The sequence below is a fragment of the Terrimonas rubra genome, assembly GCF_042686025.1.
Lineage (GTDB): Bacteria > Bacteroidota > Bacteroidia > Chitinophagales > Chitinophagaceae > Terrimonas > Terrimonas rubra.
The window spans coordinates 2644935-2663653 of the sequence record NZ_JBHUOZ010000003.1 but is presented as its reverse complement, the minus strand read 5'-3'; the positions used below and the strand labels follow the sequence as shown (position 1 = coordinate 2663653).

Annotated in this window: 18 protein-coding genes; 6 read left to right on the top strand and 12 right to left on the bottom strand. The window is 41.7% G+C overall.

Features of this window, described 5'->3' with window-relative positions; genetic code table 11:
- Nucleotides 1–252 precede the first annotated feature (252 nt).
- Nucleotides 253–1131, bottom strand: a complete 879-nt coding sequence (locus ACFS6H_RS20600; RefSeq protein WP_386103543.1) for a DUF6263 family protein — start codon at nt 1129–1131, stop codon at nt 253–255.
- Nucleotides 1132–1293: 162 nt separating this feature from the next.
- Here ACFS6H_RS20600 and ACFS6H_RS20595 point away from each other — a divergent pair, with 162 nt between their 5' ends.
- Nucleotides 1294–2898: a C1 family peptidase gene (locus tag ACFS6H_RS20595; RefSeq protein WP_386103541.1), complete on the top strand. Its 1605-nt coding sequence runs from the start codon at nt 1294–1296 to the stop codon at nt 2896–2898.
- A gap of 88 nt (nt 2899–2986) precedes the next feature.
- Here ACFS6H_RS20595 and ACFS6H_RS20590 read toward each other — a convergent pair whose 3' ends face one another.
- Both ACFS6H_RS20590 and ACFS6H_RS20585 read right to left on the bottom strand, forming a co-directional pair.
- The gene (locus ACFS6H_RS20590; RefSeq protein ID WP_386103539.1) at nt 2987–4039 is read right to left on the bottom strand and encodes a hypothetical protein; all 1053 of its coding nucleotides are present in this window, start codon (nt 4037–4039) and stop codon (nt 2987–2989) included.
- Between the two features lie 148 nt (nt 4040–4187).
- Nucleotides 4188–4685 (bottom strand): hypothetical protein, encoded by a 498-nt coding sequence (locus ACFS6H_RS20585; RefSeq protein ID WP_386103537.1) that lies wholly within the window; start codon nt 4683–4685, stop codon nt 4188–4190.
- 105 nt (nt 4686–4790) lie between these two features.
- Between ACFS6H_RS20585 and ACFS6H_RS20580 the strand changes: the two genes are divergently transcribed.
- From ACFS6H_RS20580 to ACFS6H_RS20570, 3 genes are all read left to right on the top strand, one after another.
- Nucleotides 4791–5303 carry a thioredoxin family protein gene (locus tag ACFS6H_RS20580; protein ID WP_386103535.1) on the top strand — a complete coding sequence of 171 codons (513 nt, stop codon included), beginning with the start codon at nt 4791–4793 and terminating at the stop codon, nt 5301–5303.
- 4 nt (nt 5304–5307) lie between these two features.
- A complete protein-coding gene (locus ACFS6H_RS20575; protein WP_386103533.1) occupies nt 5308–5802 on the top strand; it encodes a DUF4442 domain-containing protein in 495 nt (164 codons plus the stop codon).
- 77 nt (nt 5803–5879) lie between these two features.
- Nucleotides 5880–7289, top strand: coding sequence for an MBL fold metallo-hydrolase RNA specificity domain-containing protein (locus ACFS6H_RS20570; protein WP_386103531.1), 1410 nt, complete (start codon nt 5880–5882; stop codon nt 7287–7289).
- 228 nt (nt 7290–7517) lie between these two features.
- On the opposite strand, the gene ACFS6H_RS20565 is transcribed toward ACFS6H_RS20570, so the two are convergent.
- The 9 genes from ACFS6H_RS20565 to ACFS6H_RS20525 all read right to left on the bottom strand — a co-directional run bounded on the left by ACFS6H_RS20565 (nt 7518) and on the right by ACFS6H_RS20525 (nt 15629).
- Nucleotides 7518–8369, bottom strand: coding sequence for a type 1 glutamine amidotransferase (locus ACFS6H_RS20565; protein ID WP_386103529.1), 852 nt, complete (start codon nt 8367–8369; stop codon nt 7518–7520).
- A 171-nt stretch (nt 8370–8540) separates the two neighbouring features.
- A complete protein-coding gene (locus tag ACFS6H_RS20560; protein ID WP_386103527.1) occupies nt 8541–8891 on the bottom strand; it encodes a tRNA-binding protein in 351 nt (116 codons plus the stop codon).
- A 9-nt stretch (nt 8892–8900) separates the two neighbouring features.
- Nucleotides 8901–10544 (bottom strand): amidohydrolase, encoded by a 1644-nt coding sequence (locus ACFS6H_RS20555; protein WP_386103525.1) that lies wholly within the window; start codon nt 10542–10544, stop codon nt 8901–8903.
- A gap of 88 nt (nt 10545–10632) precedes the next feature.
- Entirely contained in the window at nt 10633–11235 is a 603-nt protein-coding gene (locus ACFS6H_RS20550) for a hypothetical protein (RefSeq protein WP_386103523.1), read from the bottom strand.
- On the bottom strand, nt 11225–12109 hold the full coding sequence (locus tag ACFS6H_RS20545) for a hypothetical protein (RefSeq protein WP_386103521.1): 885 nt from the start codon (nt 12107–12109) through the stop codon (nt 11225–11227). Before ACFS6H_RS20545 ends, ACFS6H_RS20550 begins: the two co-directional genes overlap by 11 nt.
- Before the next feature lie 260 nt (nt 12110–12369).
- Nucleotides 12370–13050, bottom strand: a complete 681-nt coding sequence (locus ACFS6H_RS20540) for a DUF5683 domain-containing protein (RefSeq protein ID WP_386103519.1) — start codon at nt 13048–13050, stop codon at nt 12370–12372.
- Nucleotides 13051–13076: 26 nt separating this feature from the next.
- A complete protein-coding gene (locus tag ACFS6H_RS20535; RefSeq protein WP_386103517.1) occupies nt 13077–13994 on the bottom strand; it encodes a ParB/RepB/Spo0J family partition protein in 918 nt (305 codons plus the stop codon).
- 82 nt (nt 13995–14076) lie between these two features.
- Nucleotides 14077–14880: a ParA family protein gene (locus ACFS6H_RS20530; protein WP_386103515.1), complete on the bottom strand. Its 804-nt coding sequence runs from the start codon at nt 14878–14880 to the stop codon at nt 14077–14079.
- Nucleotides 14881–14948: 68 nt separating this feature from the next.
- The gene (locus ACFS6H_RS20525) at nt 14949–15629 is read right to left on the bottom strand and encodes a metal-dependent hydrolase (RefSeq protein WP_386103513.1); all 681 of its coding nucleotides are present in this window, start codon (nt 15627–15629) and stop codon (nt 14949–14951) included.
- 343 nt (nt 15630–15972) lie between these two features.
- On the opposite strand from ACFS6H_RS20525, the gene ACFS6H_RS20520 reads away from it, so the two are divergent.
- Together ACFS6H_RS20520 and ACFS6H_RS20515 are read left to right on the top strand one after the other, a co-directional pair.
- Nucleotides 15973–17238, top strand: coding sequence for a metallophosphoesterase (locus tag ACFS6H_RS20520; RefSeq protein WP_386103511.1), 1266 nt, complete (start codon nt 15973–15975; stop codon nt 17236–17238).
- A gap of 689 nt (nt 17239–17927) precedes the next feature.
- Nucleotides 17928–18515, top strand: coding sequence for a porin family protein (locus ACFS6H_RS20515; RefSeq protein WP_386103509.1), 588 nt, complete (start codon nt 17928–17930; stop codon nt 18513–18515).
- The last annotated feature ends 204 nt before the right edge of the window (nt 18516–18719 follow it).

The following is an 18719-nucleotide window of genomic DNA, read 5'->3' as shown; positions in this document are numbered from 1 at the left end:
TCAAAAGGTTTAAAAGTTCAAGAAGTTCAAAGGTTAATAGTTGTTATTTCCTAAGTGAAAATAATCAGCGTATAAAAAAGCCCGCGGCGTAAGTCGCGGGCTTTTTGGACTATTAAATAAAAAAACTTTAGCAGGCACACAATATCCTTCTATACAAAAAAGTTTTTTCTAAAATCTAAAATCTAAAATCTAAAATCTAAAATCTAAAATCTAAAATCTAAAATCTAAAATCTAAAATCTAAAATCTAAAATCTAATTCCCGCTTCTTCCCACTGTCAGTTCCGTCGTTGTTTTAATGGTCATCGGCATTACACTGTTCATGGCCTCTACGGTTCCTTTTCCCTCGGCTACACTTGATTGCGATTTGATGATACCGGTTGCTTTATCTACATAGGTTTTACCGGTAGTAATGGTGCTGATCTTGGTGGTGGCATCCATATTCATCATCTGCGAAGTAACGATCGATTCGGCGGCTGTTCTGAACCCTACTACGATCACGCTGTCTGTAATATCTTCTATCGTATTTACCGTAGCCGATACTTCGGTAGCGGTAGTGGCCGATGTTGTCCAGGAATAACCTTTTACCAGTATAGTATCAGGTAATACTTTAAAAAAGCTATTGCTGCCTTTAGCCGGCGGGTTGGCTACATCCTGCAGGCCGGGTATCATGTTGGTAACAATATTAGCCTGGTCATTCGCTTTTTTGTCAAAGCTTTGCGGAATGCTCATCAGGGTTTTGCCCGAGCCGTCAACGATCACGTTATAGGTTTTGCCCATGATCTCTTTAATGGGTTTACCCAGCTGGCCATCCAGGTCTTTTTTATTATCGGAATCAAAGTTGAATCCCTGGCCCATACCGTCCGCCTTAAAGCTGATACGCTTTAACTGGTGGCTGAGCGTACTGTTATCCTCCGTTACATTGGTCACCTTGTATTGTTTTTCAATATTACTGTTTGATTTAAAATCAATATTACGGCCCATTACCTCCTGTGCTACGGTGGATTCCTGTTTAAGGGTAACCGTAACGGTTTCGCCCTGTACAAAAGCAAGTTTGGGCGCTTTCTGCTGGCTGATAGCCGGTATGGTCAAGCTTAACAATAAGGAACAACCGATGATTTTGGTAACAAACATGTTGGGGGATTTTTTTAGAGGTTCAACAATGGGTCAAACTTACAAAAATGACGGGCATTTACAGCTATTCGTTGCCTGATTAAACCCACTATTTGCCCACACGGCGAAATATTATAAAAATATGCGCCGAACTTGCTACTTTTAGCCGGTAAAAACATACACATGGCTATCAGAATGACCGATGATCCGCAGGATCAGAACCAAAATGACTATAACGATAATAGTGGCGGCGGTGGTAACCGTCCCAGTATTCCCGGCGGCGGGGGAGGTTTAATTGCCTTATTACCCATGCTGCTCAGCCTGTTCAAAGGCAAAGGGATCTTTCTCCTCTTAATTCTGGGCGCAGGCGCTTATTTTTTACTGGGTAAAGGTGGTGGCGGTTGTAATGTTGCCGACATAGCCCGGCAGTTCTCCCAGAGTGGCTATAACTTTAGTCCCGAACAGTTTAACAAAGCTTCCGTTTATGAAGGACTGGAAGCGGAGGCCGGTAAAAACCCATTACCCGAAGCGGTATCTCTATTAAGATATGCACCTACCCGCGGCGACCAGGGATCACAGGGTAGTTGTGTGGCCTGGAGCAGTGCATATGCAGCCCAGACCATTTTAACGGCTGCGGCAACCGGCGCCGATCCCAATACTATCGTATTTTCTCCCTCTTACTTATACAACCAGATAAAACTGGATGACTGCCAGGGTTCTTATGTAAACCTTGCCATGGAAGCCATGCAGAAGAACGGTGGTGTACCTTTAAGCAGTTATCCCTACAATCCCAACGATTGTGGCCGCGATGCCAGCCAGTACTTCAATACAGGCCGTCAAAACACCATACACGGTTATACCCGCTTAACCAATGGTAATACCCAAACCATTAATGTACGTGCCATTAAGGAACACCTGAGCAAAGATGCTCCCGTGGTGATAGGCATGATGGTGGGTAATAGTTTTATGCAGGATATGATGGGTAAGGAACTGTGGACACCACAGGGTATGGACGCATCTATGGTAGGTATGGGTGGTCATGCCATGACCATTATCGGTTATGATGACCGTAAATTCGGCGGGGCCTTCCAGATCATGAACAGCTGGGGCCGCGACTGGGGTAAGGATGGTATAGGCTGGGTACGTTACGGCGATTTCCAGCAATATGCCCGTGAAGCCTATGGTATAGATGCTTTACCTAAAACAAATGATATAGCGGCAAAAGCATTGGAATGTAATATTGGCCTGGTGGCTTATGAAGATGTGAATGCGACCACAAAAAAATACATGCAGCTGCGTTCTACCGGCGGTAACAGCTTTCAATCGGTAGCGCCTATTAAAGTGGGTACCCGCTTTAAAATGGAAGTAACCAATGCCACACCCTGTTATGTGTATATATTCTCGCGCCAGGCCGATGGCAGCAGCGCAGTATTATTCCCTTACTTAAAACCGGGTGAAACGGTATCCAAACATTCTCCTTACTTTGGTATTACCGGTTACCGTTTGTTCCCTAAAGGTCAGTCTATGGAAGCAGATGCCGACGGCAACAAAGACTATATCGCTATTGTAACCAGTAAATCGGAGCTGGATTATAACAAACTCAACCAGGCTATCAGTGCCAGTGCACAAACCGATTATACAGCCAAAGTAAATGATGCGTTAAAAGGTATTTTAGCTACCAATGCCAGCATCAGCAGCACCGGCGACGGACGTATTTATTTCAAAGTAAATGCCGGCGAAACCCGTGCGGTGGCAACGGTAGTGGCTTTTGATAAGGTAGCGAATTAACCACTACGTTGTTTCCTAGGAGTTTCGAAGTCTGTTTGGCGTTCGAAAGTTATCCCATGTTTGTATATAGGATTATTACTGCGAAGGTTTATGGCCCTTGATATTCATGTTTAAAATCTTTTATAGTTATTTTCTTCTCAAAGAAGTTTATTTTCTCTTTTTGTATATTTACTGGTAAGCTACTAACAAAAATTTTTTGTGATTTTTCATGTCCTGTGCGAAATTTAAGTGTTGAGATATTGGTCAATTTGATTTCATTGGGAGGTTGAGGATAACCGAATGTTAAATACCATCCTAACAATGATTTATAATTCTGCACATTGGCATAGTCTTTATTCCTAATAAATACATTTTTCATTATTTTCCAAACTGATATTATTATACTGTCTCCACTAATTGATGCGCTTCCTTGAATAGATACTTCTTTCAAGTTCTGTTCTATTGTTATAAAGCTCTTTTCCCATTCAGGACCACCTATAAGGCTATTCTGATAGGATGAGTATTTGGAAAAGCCAATATTGTCAAAAAAAATTATATAAGATTGTTGATAAGTATTAAGATTGTTTAATTGTATTTCATTAAAGTAAGTATTTTGATTGGGTAAGGGTTTGTTAATATATGGATAAAATTGTGTAAAGTAATTTGTAGGTACTTTGATTGTATACTCAATAATTACATCCATAGGGGTAATAGGATTTAGTATAGACTCAGCATTTTTTTGTATATCATTTACATTTTTATTTGCTTCTCCTAGATTATTATAAATAATATCAGTTGTAAGTTGCAATTGGGAAGCATTTGTGTAAATTTTTTGTTTTGCTGTATCAAACACTAAGTTTTGGCTATCAAGGGCATTTGATAAACTTGCAAATATTTCTTGAACTTTTGATTTTACTCTTTGTTCACTTTGATTTCTTTCATTTTTTAATAGAGCTTCACTTGCATTACTTTTTTTATTTGCAATATATAATTGCCAACAAGTGAAAGCTGCAGTGGCCATTAAAACTATAGATAGTAAAACACCTTTAAATTTCAAGCCTTTTACTTTTCCCTCCTTTTTTTTAAAAAAGGTATCGTCACTAGAAATAAAAGACACTAATAAGCTTAATAGCTGAAGAAAAATGATAATAACATATTCCATGATGGTTGAATGGTTTAATGGGACAATAAATAAAAGTACAAATTATTTAAATAAGGGATAAACAAAAAGTCCGGGGCTAAGCCCGGACTTTTTGTTTATAGATTCGAATATTTATAATTCAACATTCATAACTCATCATTCCAACACCTTATCCTTTCACAAAGTTGTAAACAAAGTAAATGGTTTTGCCTTCAAACACCACCGGCGATTTGGCAATAAAGCCGTTATCGGTAATATCGGTGATCACCAGCCTGTAACCATCGTCTACATCGTTGGCATCTTTTCTTTTAACGCCATCCATTTTTTTGAAATTAAAATAATTCACGCCGTCTTTGGTGCGGAACGACCAGTTGATCTTTCTTTCACCGGTCATGCAATTAGCCGAGGCAATATTATAGGTGCCAAAGCCACTGTTGGGTAAATACCATTGACTGCCCTGGAAACACTCGTAAGGCACGTCGTCAAAAGCAACGGTTTTGATTTTAGTACCGGCGGCCAACCCTTCAATACTTACGGAACTTACCGTCCAGGTGCCACGGATGTCTTTTTTCTTTACATTCTGCGAGGCTGATTTTGAAGAAGAACAGGAGCCCATTACGAAAAGGGTTAATAAAGCCAATACGGGAACGAAAATTTTGTGTCGCATAATTTAAAAATTAATAATGTTAAGTTAGCAATTGAAGTGCCAAAGTTAGTACAAACAATAAAACAACGGGATTTAAGTATATTGCATAATAAAAATTTACCTCCGATGTTACGTACCATTCTTTTAGGTATATCTGTCTTATGCCTTGCTACTGTTTCAGTTGCACAAGCTGACACTATTGTAAAACCAAAAATTTACAACCCAGACGACAACGCCGCAAAAGCCGTTGCACAGGCCATAGCAACCGCTAAAAAAGAAAATAAACATGTTTTCATACAGGTGGGCGGTAACTGGTGTATATGGTGTATACGGTTCAATAATTTTGTTAAAACCGACGCTACATTAGATTCACTGGTGAAGGCCAATTATGTGGTGTACCACCTTAATTACAGCGAAGAGAACTACAATAAGGATATCTTAAAACAATATAAGTTTCCCCAGCGTTTTGGTTTCCCGGTATTTTTAATACTGGACCAGGAAGGGAAACTGCTGCATACCCAGAATACAGAGTATTTGGAAGACGGTAAAAGCGGTTATGACAAAAAGAAAGTGATCACCTTCTTAAATCACTGGTCGCCAAAGGCATTGAACCCTGCCACTTACCAGGATAAAAAATAAAGCTATGTCCATACAAGCCGCCGATACTGCTGCCTTTATAAAACTGGTAAAACATCCACTGAAATTCAGGCTGTTCTTATTAAGCAAATTACCCAGTGCTTTTTTTGCCGGGGTAAGGGTGCAGTCCATTTCGGAAAAAGCCTGTACGGTAACGGTGCCTTATAAATGGTTCTCCACAAATCCTTTCCGCTCAACCTATTTTGCCTGCCTGGCCATGGCTGCCGAAATGAGTACAGGAGCCCTGTCCATGGCGCACCTGTATAAAATAAAACCATCAGTATCCATGTTGGTGGTAGGTTTGCAAGCGGAGTATTTTAAAAAAGCAACAGGCAAAACCAGTTTTGTTTGTAACGATGGTGAAGCTATACAAAATGCCATTGCCGCTACCATCCGTACCGGCGAAGGGGTAACCGTAAAAGCTACCAGCATAGGTATGAATGCAGAAGGGGAGGAGGTAGCCCGCTTTTTTATAACCTGGTCGTTCAAGGCAAAAAAATAACCAACTAAATGAGTACATTAGCTACTCTATACACCATTTAAAAAAGCCCGGTATTAATAACCGGCATATACAATATTATGAAGATTGCTTTCCACGGCGCCGCCCGTACGGTAACCGGCTCCAAACACCTCCTTACTTTAAAAAATGGCAAACAGATATTACTGGACTGTGGTATGTTCCAGGGCCTGGGTAAGGAAACCAACCAACTGAACCGTGACCTTGGTTTTGATGCATCGGCAGTGGACGTAGTGATACTCTCACATGCGCATATCGATCACTCGGGTTTATTACCCAAGCTGGTAAAAGATGGTTTTAACGGCAAGATATTCTGTACGCCTGCCACGCAGCGTTTAACTTCTATCCTGCTGGAAGACTCGGCAGAGATACAGGAGGAAGAGGCCAAGTTTGCCAATAAAAGAGGCCTGCACCAGGGACGTCCTTACCAGCAGCCTTTATATACACTGGATGATGCCAAACGTACCATTGACCGTTTTGAAGAAGTGGAATACGGACGCTGGTTTTTTGCCTTACCCGATGTAGAGGTGATGTATTCCGAAGCCGGCCATATCATCGGCAGTGCCTGTGTTAACCTGCGTATTACAGAGAACGGCAAACAAACACATATCACCTTCAGCGGTGATGTAGGCCGTTACCGCGACGTGATCTTAAAATCACCGGATATTTTTCCGCAGGCCGATTACATCATCATGGAGTCTACCTATGGCAACAGCTTACACGATCCTGCAGACAGTACACCGGAGCTGTTGTTAAAATGGATCAATCATACCTGTATTGAGAAAAAAGGAAAGCTGATACTGCCGGCCTTCAGCGTGGGCCGTACACAGGAATTATTGTTTGCCCTTAACCAGCTGGAACTGGAAAACCAGTTACCCGACCTGGATTATTATGTAGATAGTCCTTTAAGTATTGAAGCCACAGAAGTAGTAAAAAGTTACCCGCAGTATTTTAATAAAAAGATCCAGAAGATCATGCAAACGGATAATGATCCCTTTGCATTTAAAGGATTAAAATATATTAAAACGGTGGAGCAATCCAAGATGCTCAACTACCAGAAAAATCCGTTCGTGGTGATATCTGCCAGTGGTATGGCCGATGCGGGCAGGGTGAAACACCATATCAGTAATAATATTGAGAACAGCCGTAATACTATTGTATTTACCGGTTATTGCGAACCCAATTCCTTAGGCGGCCGTTTAATGGCCGGTGTGCAGGAGGTAGGTATTTTTGGTATCGACCACCAGGTGCATGCGGAAATTGGCTCTATACGCAGCATGAGCGCTCATGGCGATTACGAAGACCTGAGCCAGTGGTTAGCCTGCCAGGACCCGCAACAGGTGAAAAAACTGTTCCTGGTACATGGTGAGTTTGAAGTGCAGGAGGAGTTCAGGCGTAAACTGCTGAAGAAAGGTTTTACGGATATTACTATTCCTGAGCAACACCAGGAGTTTGGGTTAGGAATGGAATAAAATTATGAATGATGAATTATGAATTAATAATGTGCTATCTGCGGGATGCCTGTGCCACGGTTCGTGTATCACGAACTGCTATGAGATTTGCGGGATGCTGAATAGGATTACCGGACGTACAAGTGTGCGACGCAAGGGACGACGATAGTAGTAATGCAGCCTGTAACAAAATAAAAAAAGGACACTGTTAAAACAGTGTCCTTTTTTATGAATATAGTTGAAATTTATTTACGCTTCCTGCTCCATTAGTTCATACTGAAAAACTGCCAGGTTTAAAAAGTTAGGCAGTATATGTGAATAGGTCCATAATATTTTATCAGGATCATTCAATTGCTCTAACATGCTCTGCAACTTGGCTTCACCGTGGTTTTCGATAACGGTCTTACGTTTTTCTTCCTGTTGAAAATGCGTAGCCATACCCATGGCATCGGCTTCAGGATGAAACTGGGTACCTACCATGAATTCGTTAAAACGAATACCCATCACGGCACGTTCGTAAGGCACATGCGGACGGTCTTTTTCAATGCATAATATTTTACCGCCTATTTTTTCCAGTATGGCATGGTTGGGCTGTATAACCTGGTAATCGCGACTGTCCACCACATAAAAAGGATCCTGTAAACCATCAAAAACATGTTCCTCCATTCCTTCTTCCAGCATATGTACCGGGAAAACACCGAAGGATGTACTGCGGCGTTTATATACCAGGGCCGCATCAAAATGACGGCAGGCCAGCTGGAAAGAATGGCAGATAAAAAATACATGTTTTTTTATCTGGTTATCGGGGTTCTCATTATACCTTACCATATCGGCCACCCACTTGTTCCAGTTTATATCCCAGTCGTCAAAACGGGATGATAAAGGATCGCCGGGGCCACCGCTGGAAATATAAATATCAAAAGATGTATCGGGTAGTTCGTTTTTTTGCCTGACATCAAATTCGGTAGTGGTCACATACAAATCACGCTGCTCGCTCCATTCCTTTATGATCTGCCTGATGCAACGCATACCCTGGTTAGGAAAACCGTCATTGAGGTCTAAAATTGCTATACTAACGGCCTTATTTTCTGTAAAACTCATGCCTGCAAACATAGGATTTTTTTAAAAAATAGTGTATTCATGCTATTTTACATATATAACTAATTAAAATATAATTTTTTATGATGTTTATTCGCCAATAACGAACAAAGCTGGAACAAGGCTTACTTTCCAATTATCAAATTAACTAATTATCTCATTGGCTAATTGTCCTCAACCTATTCTTAACCCGTTTTCCGTTGGTTGTTCCGGCGTAAGTAAGGTAATCACATTACTGGCGCCCACTGTTCCCAGTACCAGGCACTCACTCATAAAAGTAGCGATCTGTTTAGGCGGAAAATTAATAACGGCGATCACCTGTTTACCGATCAGTGTTTCAGGCTGATACAGGTCGGTTATCTGGGCCGATGTTTTACGGGTACCATATTCGCCAAAATCAACCACTAATTTATAAGCCGGTTTACGGGCTGCTGTAAATACTTCTGCCTGGATAATGGTGCCAACCCGCATTTCAATCTTTGTAAAATCGTTCCAGGTGATAGGTGCTTCCGACTGTTCTTTCATGCTTTAATTTTAGGGTTGCTGGTATACTTTAACACCGTTAATATAGGTTTGTTGAACGGTAGTTGTTAAAATTTCGGACTCGGGTATGGTCATCAGGTCTTTATTCAGGATAATAAAATCGGCCAGTTTACCGGCTTCCAGGCTGCCTTTTTCTTTTTCCTCAAAATGGCTTTTAGCGGCCCAGATGGTCATGCCTTTTAATGTTTCCTCGCGACTCAGGGCATTCTCGGTCTGGAAACCCTGTTCGGGCCAATTCTTGCTATCCTTGCGCACAACAGATGCAAAAAAGGTTTTAAAAGGCGATATATCTTCTACCGGGAAATCGGTGCCCAGTGCCAGCCAGCCATTCTGCTGTAATAATTGTTTATAGGCATAAGCCGTTTTTACTCTTTCATTACCTAAACGGTCGGCAGCCCAATACATATCACTGGTGGCATGTGTGGGTTGTACCGAGGGTACAATATTATATTTACCAAACAAGGCAAAATCAGCAGGAGCCACTACCTGTGCATGTTCTATACGCCAGCGCAGGTCGTTTTTTTCCGGTAAATGTTTGGCATAGGTATTTAATATTACCCGGTTGCCGCTATCGCCGATAGCGTGGGTACACATCTGGAAACCGCCGGCTTTAATGCGGGTAGCTACCGAATCAAAATGAGCGGCGGTGCTTAATAAAAAGCCATAATGCCCGGGGCGGTCATGGTAAGGGCTTAGCAGACAAGCGCCACGTGAACCCAATGCACCATCACCATATACTTTAAAGCCACGTACATGTAAACGGTCAGTTTTTATAATGCCCGATTTTTCCAAATACTCATAGTTTGATTTGTCATCGCTTAACAATACATACAAACGCATGGCTAGTGCATTAGCGGCGTGTAACTGTTTAATGCGTTCCACATCTTTATTGCTTAAACCGCAATCGGCAATACTTGTCAGCCCCATGGCAAAACAATTCTTCTCGGCCTGTTGTAAGGCGGTCTTATAATCGTTATCAGTGGTGGCGGGTATTTTGGAGGATACCAGGTCAACCGCATTATCTACCAGTACGCCGGTCAGTTTTCCATTTACTACTTCTATTTCACCACCTTCAATCTTATCACCGGCTTTAATACCTGCCAGTTCCAGGGCTTTGTTATTGGCAATAGCGGCATGGCCGTCCACACGTACCAGTAATACGGGATTATCCCTGAACAATAAACTCAATGCTTCATTATCGGGGTATTTTTTACCGGGCCACAGGTTCTGGTCCCAGCCGCGGCCGGTGATCCATTGTCCTACGGCTAAACTTTTAGTGGCGGCAAAAGCCATGGTTCTTTCAATACAGTTATCCCAGGTAGGAGCGCCCATCAGGTCAACACTTTGCAAAGCCTGTGCATAACCCACAAAATGCGCATGGGCATCAATAAAGCCCGGCATAATGGCTTTACCGCCGGCATTTAAAGAATCATTGGGATTGTATTTGGCTACCAGGTCTGCATAACTGCCGGTCGCTACTATTTTACCATCTTTAATGACCATGGCCTCCTGTATACTAAAAGCGCTGTCTACGGTATAAATGCGGGCATTATGTACCAGCAGGTCAACAGCCTTTTTTTGGGAGCAGGCGGTAAATAAAATGACACTGAGTATAAGCAGCAGTAAACGGTTCATAAAGCTTTATTTTATAAAACTGTAAGATAAGTTTTATTTTTTTAGGAGGGATTTGCTGCGAGCTGTAAATAAATTTTCCTGTAAGTGTTTACCTGAAATGCCCCGTATATGCATACGCGATCGAATCATTCACCTTATAAAATATCTCCCCGTTAATGCTTCGTTTTTGTGTATTCAGGTCCTTATCCAGCAACCTGTTTTTATGATCAAATAATTGTCTGGAGGAGAAGAAGGCCAGTGTAAAATACTTTTCAGCCTTCCATTTGGCAGCCAGGTCCTTGTGCCTTATGGTTAAAAATACCAGGTGTTTCTTTTGGCGTTTTTCATAAAAATCAAGGGTGGTGATCCAGGTGCAGAAATTCTGCCGCATATCATAGATCAGGTCATTCACCCCCCGTTCGTCAAAATGGTATTTTCGTAAAGTATCGGTCAGTGCCTGTGAGTCCGAGTCAAATACATAAATATACCGGATGCTGTCTGTAATGATCTCCAGTCCTAATTTGGTAAAGTTTTTGTCCTTGAACTCGATAGAGAACGGCCGGTTTTTTGACAGCTTTTCGTATTGCTGTTTGATACGTTGCAAAGCTTTTTCATTGGCCTGGTAATAGTTATAGGTAAACTTCTGCGAAGGAAAACAACCTCCCAGTAAACCGAGCAGCACAAAGCCCATTAAAAAAAGTTTACCCTTCATGTTTATCGGTCTTTAGTTTACAATTGGTAACACCATAAATAATTTCATCTAAAAACTCAGGGGTTACCTGCTGCAGTGATTTGCGGCCATAATCCCAGTACACAATATTTATTTTACCGTTATCTGCTTTGTAAATATCCAATAACACCACGTAATGGGTAGGTACACCAAACCTTGCTTTAACATGTGTTTTTTTATACAACAGCCGGTTATTCAGGTATAGGAATACCGGACCTTCCTGCATTTTTTTGCTCAGGTAAACTAACCAATCGTTAACGGATGGTTTAATAATATCGGCGCCACGGGCATGTACTTCAAACTGCGGGAACAGTTTTTTTAACATGCGGTTGAACTTGGCAAAGTTGGTAGAAGCCCAGAAAGTGTTCTCATCACCTTTATCAAAACGGTGGTTGAAAATATTCAGGTAACCTTTAAAATGATCGGCCAGGGTAAGAAACCACATTTGTCCTGCCGGGCTTATATCCAGTGCGCCTTTGTATTTAATTAAACCCGCTTCATTGCGTACCCGCTTACCCGGTTTTAGCTTTACATTACCAAAAGTGGCCTGCCCGTTGACAAACAGACTAACCATAAACCTGGAGAAATACTCCGGGTCGTAGTTCAGCGGTAAATAGGTAAGCGCCATATAGGCACAAAAATTAGTTACTTTTCCTTCGTAAAATTTAAGAGGTGATTTGGCAAAAAAGCGCAGGTTTTCCATGAATAAAACGGGATCAACATGCGGCCAGTGTACACTGCTGTCCAGGCGTTGCACACTATCTAAAAAGCGCATGGCCTTATCCTGGCTATAAGCTAATACAGGGCTGAAGTTTTTAACCGGCAGGTCACTTTGTGCATATAGCGGTAAGCGCAATACACATAGTCCGAAAAAAAACAATAGAGTCCTGATATATGCCTTTGGTGAATGCAATTGTTTCCTTAGAATGGGTTCAAAAAAACAAATTTAATGAATAGTTTATTGTAAATGATGAATGTTGAATTATGAATGAGGAATGATGAATTGGGGAGAGAAGCAGGGCAGGCGGGCAAAGAGGTTAGTATATAGTTTTTAGTATACAGATGTACCTTGTAAGGTCATTCCCCAGGTATTTCCTATACCCTGGGATAATAGCACTACCTGAAATTAAGCACAAAGCTGATGCCATTGGTGTTGGCCAGTTCGCTGTAACCGGGCTTTATTTTAAAGCTCAGGTCGGGGCTAACATCAAAAGTACTTAAATGGGCATCCACTGTTGCATCCACTACATTTAAAGCCCATGCCAGCAGGAAGAATAAGGCAGAGTAATCAATATCCCGGCGATAAGAGTTACGGTAATAACGCAGTGTTTCGAGGCGGTTGTTTTGTACAAAAGGTTGTAACTGGCGATGCACTTTTTCATAAGCTGTCGGCCCTTCGCTTAGTAAAACATTGGTAGCATAACGGGTACGGTTATACCATTGCAGGTTAAAAAAGAAAATATACCCGGTAGCGCCTAATGCACCATATACCAGGGGGAGTTTCCACCATTTACGGTTATATATCTGTCCTAATCCCGGCAGTATAGCCGAACGCAGGGCGGCAGTCCGGGGGTTACGTGCTTTTTTATTAAATACAGAAAGGTTGCTGTCCGTAGCCGGAACCGTATCAATATAAACGATGAAACTGTTGGGAGCGGCCTCTTCAATGGTGTATAAAACCTCCTTTAAATCATGGTGGGTATAAGGCGGTACAGATGCACGGGCGGTAAGTGACGGCCAGCTAAGGGCTACCACAGTGGCCAATAAAAATAAACAACGCATCGGTACTGGTTTCATACTTTTTGTTAGGTGCATCATCCTGCTTAGTCAATGGAAACATCCAGTTTTTTCAGCAGCTTATTCAGTTCATCCAGTGAATAATAGTCAAAAGTGATCTGACCGTTACCGCTTTTACTGTGTTTTAGTTTTACCCTTGTTTCAAAATGCGATGCTAAGTTATCTTCAATTCGCTGAAAAGCGGTTGCCAATTTGGGTTTTGCAGTTTTTTTAACAGCAGGGTCATCTTTATAAAAGTTACGTACCAGCTGTTCTGTCTGGCGTACAGATAAGCCTTTACTTTTTATTTCCTTGAATACGGCCAGTTGTTTATCCACCGTATCAATATTGATCAAAGAACGTGCATGGCCCATGCTCAACTCACCCTTACGTACTGCCAGCTGAATATCCGGTGGCAGTTTTAACAAACGGATAAAGTTAGATACGGTGCTTCTGTCAACACTCATACGTTCGCCTACCTGGTCCTGTGTATAATTCAGTTCTTCCATCATCCTTTTGTAGCTTAAGGCTACTTCCATGGCGTTCAGGTCCTCACGCTGCAGGTTTTCCAGTAAAGCCAGTTCCAGTAACTGCTGGTCGTTTGATTGGCGTAAATAAGCCGGTATATCTTTTAAACCTGCCATTTGGCTGGCACGCCAGCGCCTTTCACCCGATACCAGGCGGTATTTACCGGATGGTAGTTTGGATACGGTGATGGGTTGAATAATATCATGCAACTTTATTGAATCGGCAAGGTCTTTTAAGGCCTGTTCATCAAAATCACGGCGGGGTTGTTTGGGGTTGGGCTCAATATCGCCAACCGGTATACGGTTAATGCCGGTGGCATTTTCAACCACGGTATTCTTTAATGATCCCGCTGCATTTTTCAAATCCGAATCAATGCCCTGTAATAAGGAACGTATGCCTTTACCTAAGGCGTCTTTCTGGGGTTTGGGTGTTGCCATGTACAAGTAAATTTATTGCCCGGTATGTTGCAAGCATCGGGCTATTGGATGCAGCAATCATCTTGCCGCAATATGATAAAAATTAAAGTTCCAGTATTCTTTCTTCCTGTGTTAACTTGGTCATGTTGTTCTTCTGCAGTATTTCTTTGGCCAGGTTCAGGTAGTTAACCGATCCCTTACTGCTGGCATCGTACATAATAACAGGTTTACCAAAGCTGGGAGCTTCACTCAGGCGCGAGTTACGGTGAATAATGGTATTAAATACCAGCTCATCAAAATGACGGCGCACCTCGCTTACCACCTGGTTACATAAACGTAAACGGCCATCGTACATGGTCATTAAAATACCTTCAATCACCAGTTCAGTATTTAAACGGCTCTGTACTATTTTAATGGTGTTCAATAATTTACCTAAACCTTCCAGCGCAAAAAACTCGCACTGTACCGGTACTACTACCGAGTCGGCAGCGGTTAAGGCGTTTACCGTAATTAAACCAAGAGAAGGTGAGCAGTCAATTACAATAAAATCATAATCATCCTTTATGGTCTCCAGCATGCTTTTCAGCACGGTTTCACGGTTGGGGTAATTGATCATTTCAATTTCGGCGCCTACCAGGTCAATATGCGAGGGAATCAGGTCCAGGTTAGGGATCTCGCTTTTCAGTATTACCTCTTTGGCCGTTGCCTGGTTAATCATACAGTCATACAGGCTTTTGGTAATATTATGCAAATCAAAACCCACACCGGTAGTGCTGTTTGCCTGCGGATCACCGTCTACTAACAGGGTCCTGTATTCCAGTACGGCAAAACTTGCCGCCAGGTTAATGGCTGTAGTGGTTTTACCCACCCCGCCTTTTTGATTTGCTACACCAATAATTCTTGCCATATATTTCCAAAACTACACTACCCAGCGTAATATTTATAATAAAGCTCCAAAAATAATAAAAAACCCGCCTATAAAGTGATCGTTTCCCCGATTGCAGGTAAAATCAGCTCCTGCCCGGCATCCGAAAATGCTTTTTTAGCTCCGGCATGGTCAATTTTAATAAAACCGAAAGTATCAAAGTGCACACCTATTACTTTATTGGTTTTTACCCATTTAGCGGCTTCAATGGTATCTTCAATACCCATGGTAAAATTATCGCCAATGGGCATAATGCTGAACTGCAGATCAGCCCACCTCGGTATCAGTTGCATATCCATAGTGAGGGCCGTGTCGCCGCTGTAATAAAAATTTCCTTCAGGGCTGTACACAATAAAACCCATCGGGTTGCCGCCATAACTGCCATCCGGCAGGCCGCTGCTGTGCTGGGCTACCACACATTTTACCGAAAAATCGCCAAAATCCCATTTACCGCCGGTATTCATGGGGTGGGTGTTTTTCACATCCTTAGTTCCCAGCCACTCGGCTACTTCCCAGTTACAGATCACTTTAGCGCCGGTGCTCATGGCCAGGCTTACCGCATCGGCCGTATGGTCAACATGCCCGTGCGATAATAAAATATAATCGGCTTCAATATCAGCTACCACAATATCCTTTGCCAGCTCATTGGGCGTAATAAACGGGTCAAATAACAATTTTTTACCATTTACTTCTACTAAAAAACAGGCGTGGCCAAAATAAGTAAACTGCATAATCTGTATTTTTTTGATGGAATGGTACAAAAATACGGCCTAAACAGGAAAGAGGCAGATGTTTAAAGTTTAAGGTTCAATGTTTAATGTTTTCGTAAAAGGACAGCGGCCTTTTCTCTTTTCCACAAATTCGGCCAACCAAAATGGTTTTTTATTTGTTGACCAGCTGCAGTAATACAAATGATCGTCCCTTGCGTCGCACACTTGTACTGCATATCGTTAATCGGCAGGGTAAACCCGGAAACAAATGAAACCAAAAGCCGGTAAATCAGGCTATTAACCACTCCCAACATTAAACCTTAAACTTTAAACAGTAAACTACAAAAACCGCTTACTTTGCAATATGAGAAATTCCTCTTTCTGGTGGATATTGATCGTTTTAATGATCATATTGGACCTATATGTTTTTCAGGCAGTAAAATTAGTGGCCCAGCCAATGGGCGCCAGGGCAAAAACCATTATTTATATTGCCTACTGGGTGGTATCTATCTCCGCGATGGTTACTTTACTGTTATTGCCCTACCTGCCTTTTATACAGCAATCCAAGTTTTTACGCTCCACGGTATTTGCCATTATTATCGGGCTGTTCTTTGCCAAAGTGGTATCGGCACTTTTCTTTGTTATTGATGATGTACGCCGCGGGGCGCAATGGCTGGCCGGCAAATTGCTTTTCAAACAAACGGAAGGAGAAACCATCCAGGAGGGAACCCGCATTTCCCGTTCTGCCTTCCTTAGCTGGATAGGTTTTGCTGCGGGCGGTGGATTATTCAGCACCCTCATCTATGGCTTTGGCAATAAATACCGGTACCATATTAATAATATACCCCTGAGCTTTCCTAACCTGCCGGTGGCTTTTCACGGGTTAAAAGTGGTGCATATATCCGATATACATACCGGTAGTTTAACCGATAAAAAAGCCGTATTAAAAGGCGTAGAAAAAATATTAAAGGAAAAGCCGGATGTAATATTATTTACCGGCGACCTGGTAAATAATGTATCTGAAGAAGCGGACGAGTTCATGGAAATATTCAGCCGCCTGAAAGCGCCAATGGGTGTATATTCAACACTGGGTAACCATGACTATGGTGATTATGCCGCCTGGGATACCATCGAGGCCAAAAAAGCCAATCTCGACCGGATCATCAATATCCATCACGAGATGGGCTGGCGTTTATTAATGGATGAACATGTGGTGTTGGAAAAGGAAGGCCATCAGATCGCTTTACTGGGCGTACAAAATATCAGCGGCAAAGCCCGTTTTCATTCCTATGGTAATATGCACAAAGCTTATGAAGGTGCGGCTGCTTACCCTTTTAAAATACTCATGAGTCACGATCCCTCGCATTGGGATGCAGAAGTGGTGCCTAATTTCTCCGATGTGGATTTAACCCTCGCCGGTCACACACATGGTATGCAGTTTGGGGTGGAGATACCCGGCTTTAAATGGAGCCCTGTTCAATACGTGTATAAGCAATGGGCCGGCCTGTACGAACAAAGCAAACAAAAACTATACGTAAACCGTGGTTTTGGCTTTATCGGCTATCCTGGCAGGGTAGGCATATTACCGGAGATCACCGTATTTGAACTGAAGTATGGCCAGGGGATTTAATATTGAAGATGTAGTATTTAATATTTTTCGTTACCGATGGTATTGTTAAAACGTCTTTTGTTGTGGAGTATTTGTCTGCATGGTTTAATACTTATAACATTTGCTCATAGCGGAGGCTTTTTGTTTATGTTAGATTTGGCTTTCCTGTCAGCATCTACTGAATTTTTTGACGAAAGAAACTTTAATCCGTTCACGCTGGATATTATACACAATATTGGTTTCGTTGTAACATTATCTTTTTTAGGAAAGTTGTTTACTGTTATTGCTTTATTTATAAAAAGGAAAAAAAGGTTTTTTATTCTGTCGTTTATTGGTTTAATACAGCTTTGGTTAAGTTTTTTTTATTTGGCTTATGACTTTCGCAACAACAATGAAGCTTATACAGCTTTTATAACCGGGCTTCCTTTCCTGATACTATCAATCTTATTTATTTTATTTTCGTATATGCAATGGAAAAACCAAACAGTCAGAGTATAACGCTTAAAATGTAATTACCTCATTTCCAAATTCTCAAATTGTCAAATTATCAAATTGGCTAATTGTCCAATTGTTTTACATTTTCTTTCACAACTGTTATATACTAAAACAGTGGGGTAAACTGTTTTAGCAAATGATTATACTCCTGTTAAAGTACTTTATAAAATGCAGGTATAAGTATTGATATTTTTTGGACAAAAACATTATTTACCATGACGAAAAAGCTTTCTATGCTGCTACTTGCAGCAATTGCCTTAACACAAGTTGCTATGGCACAGTTTCATGTAGGGATTAAGGGTGGTGCAAACATTACCAAAATTGATGGCAAGTCGTTTAAAGATGAGTTCAGTTATGGCTATGTGGTAGCCGGCTTTGCCGAAATTGGTTTAGGCCGTCGCTTCAGCATTAACCCTGAGGTACAGTTTAACCAGTTTTCCGGTACCGTATCCGAAGATTATAAGGATATATACCAGGGCGTATTTAATTCAGACCAGTCCAAAGTAAAAATGAATTACCTGTCTATTCCGCTGGTATTGGATTATAAACTGCTGGGGCCTTTACATATACAGGCCGGTCCGCAGTTCAGTATTTTAATGAATAAGGATAAAAACTTTTTACAAAACGGGGCCGATGCATTTAAGAAAGGTGATTTTGCACTGGTAGGTGGTGCCCAGATACATATACGTGGATTACGTGTAGGAGGCCGTTATGTACTGGGTCTGGATAATATGAATGATATAGATAACAAAGATCAATGGCGCAGCCAGGCATGGCAGCTGACCGTTGGTTTTGCACTATAGTTTTTTGGTGAAGGATAAATGATAAAGCCGGTTGTTTTTACAACCGGCTTTTTTTATACCTGTAAGATTTTTAAAATCTTACAGGTATAACTGTTGAAGGGCTGCCCGACTGGCAGCAGTAGCTGCAACTTTGAGCCGGCATGGTGCGGGGCGTTGCACTACTGCAGAAAGCGGGAACTATAGCTGAAACGTATTACTGCAGTT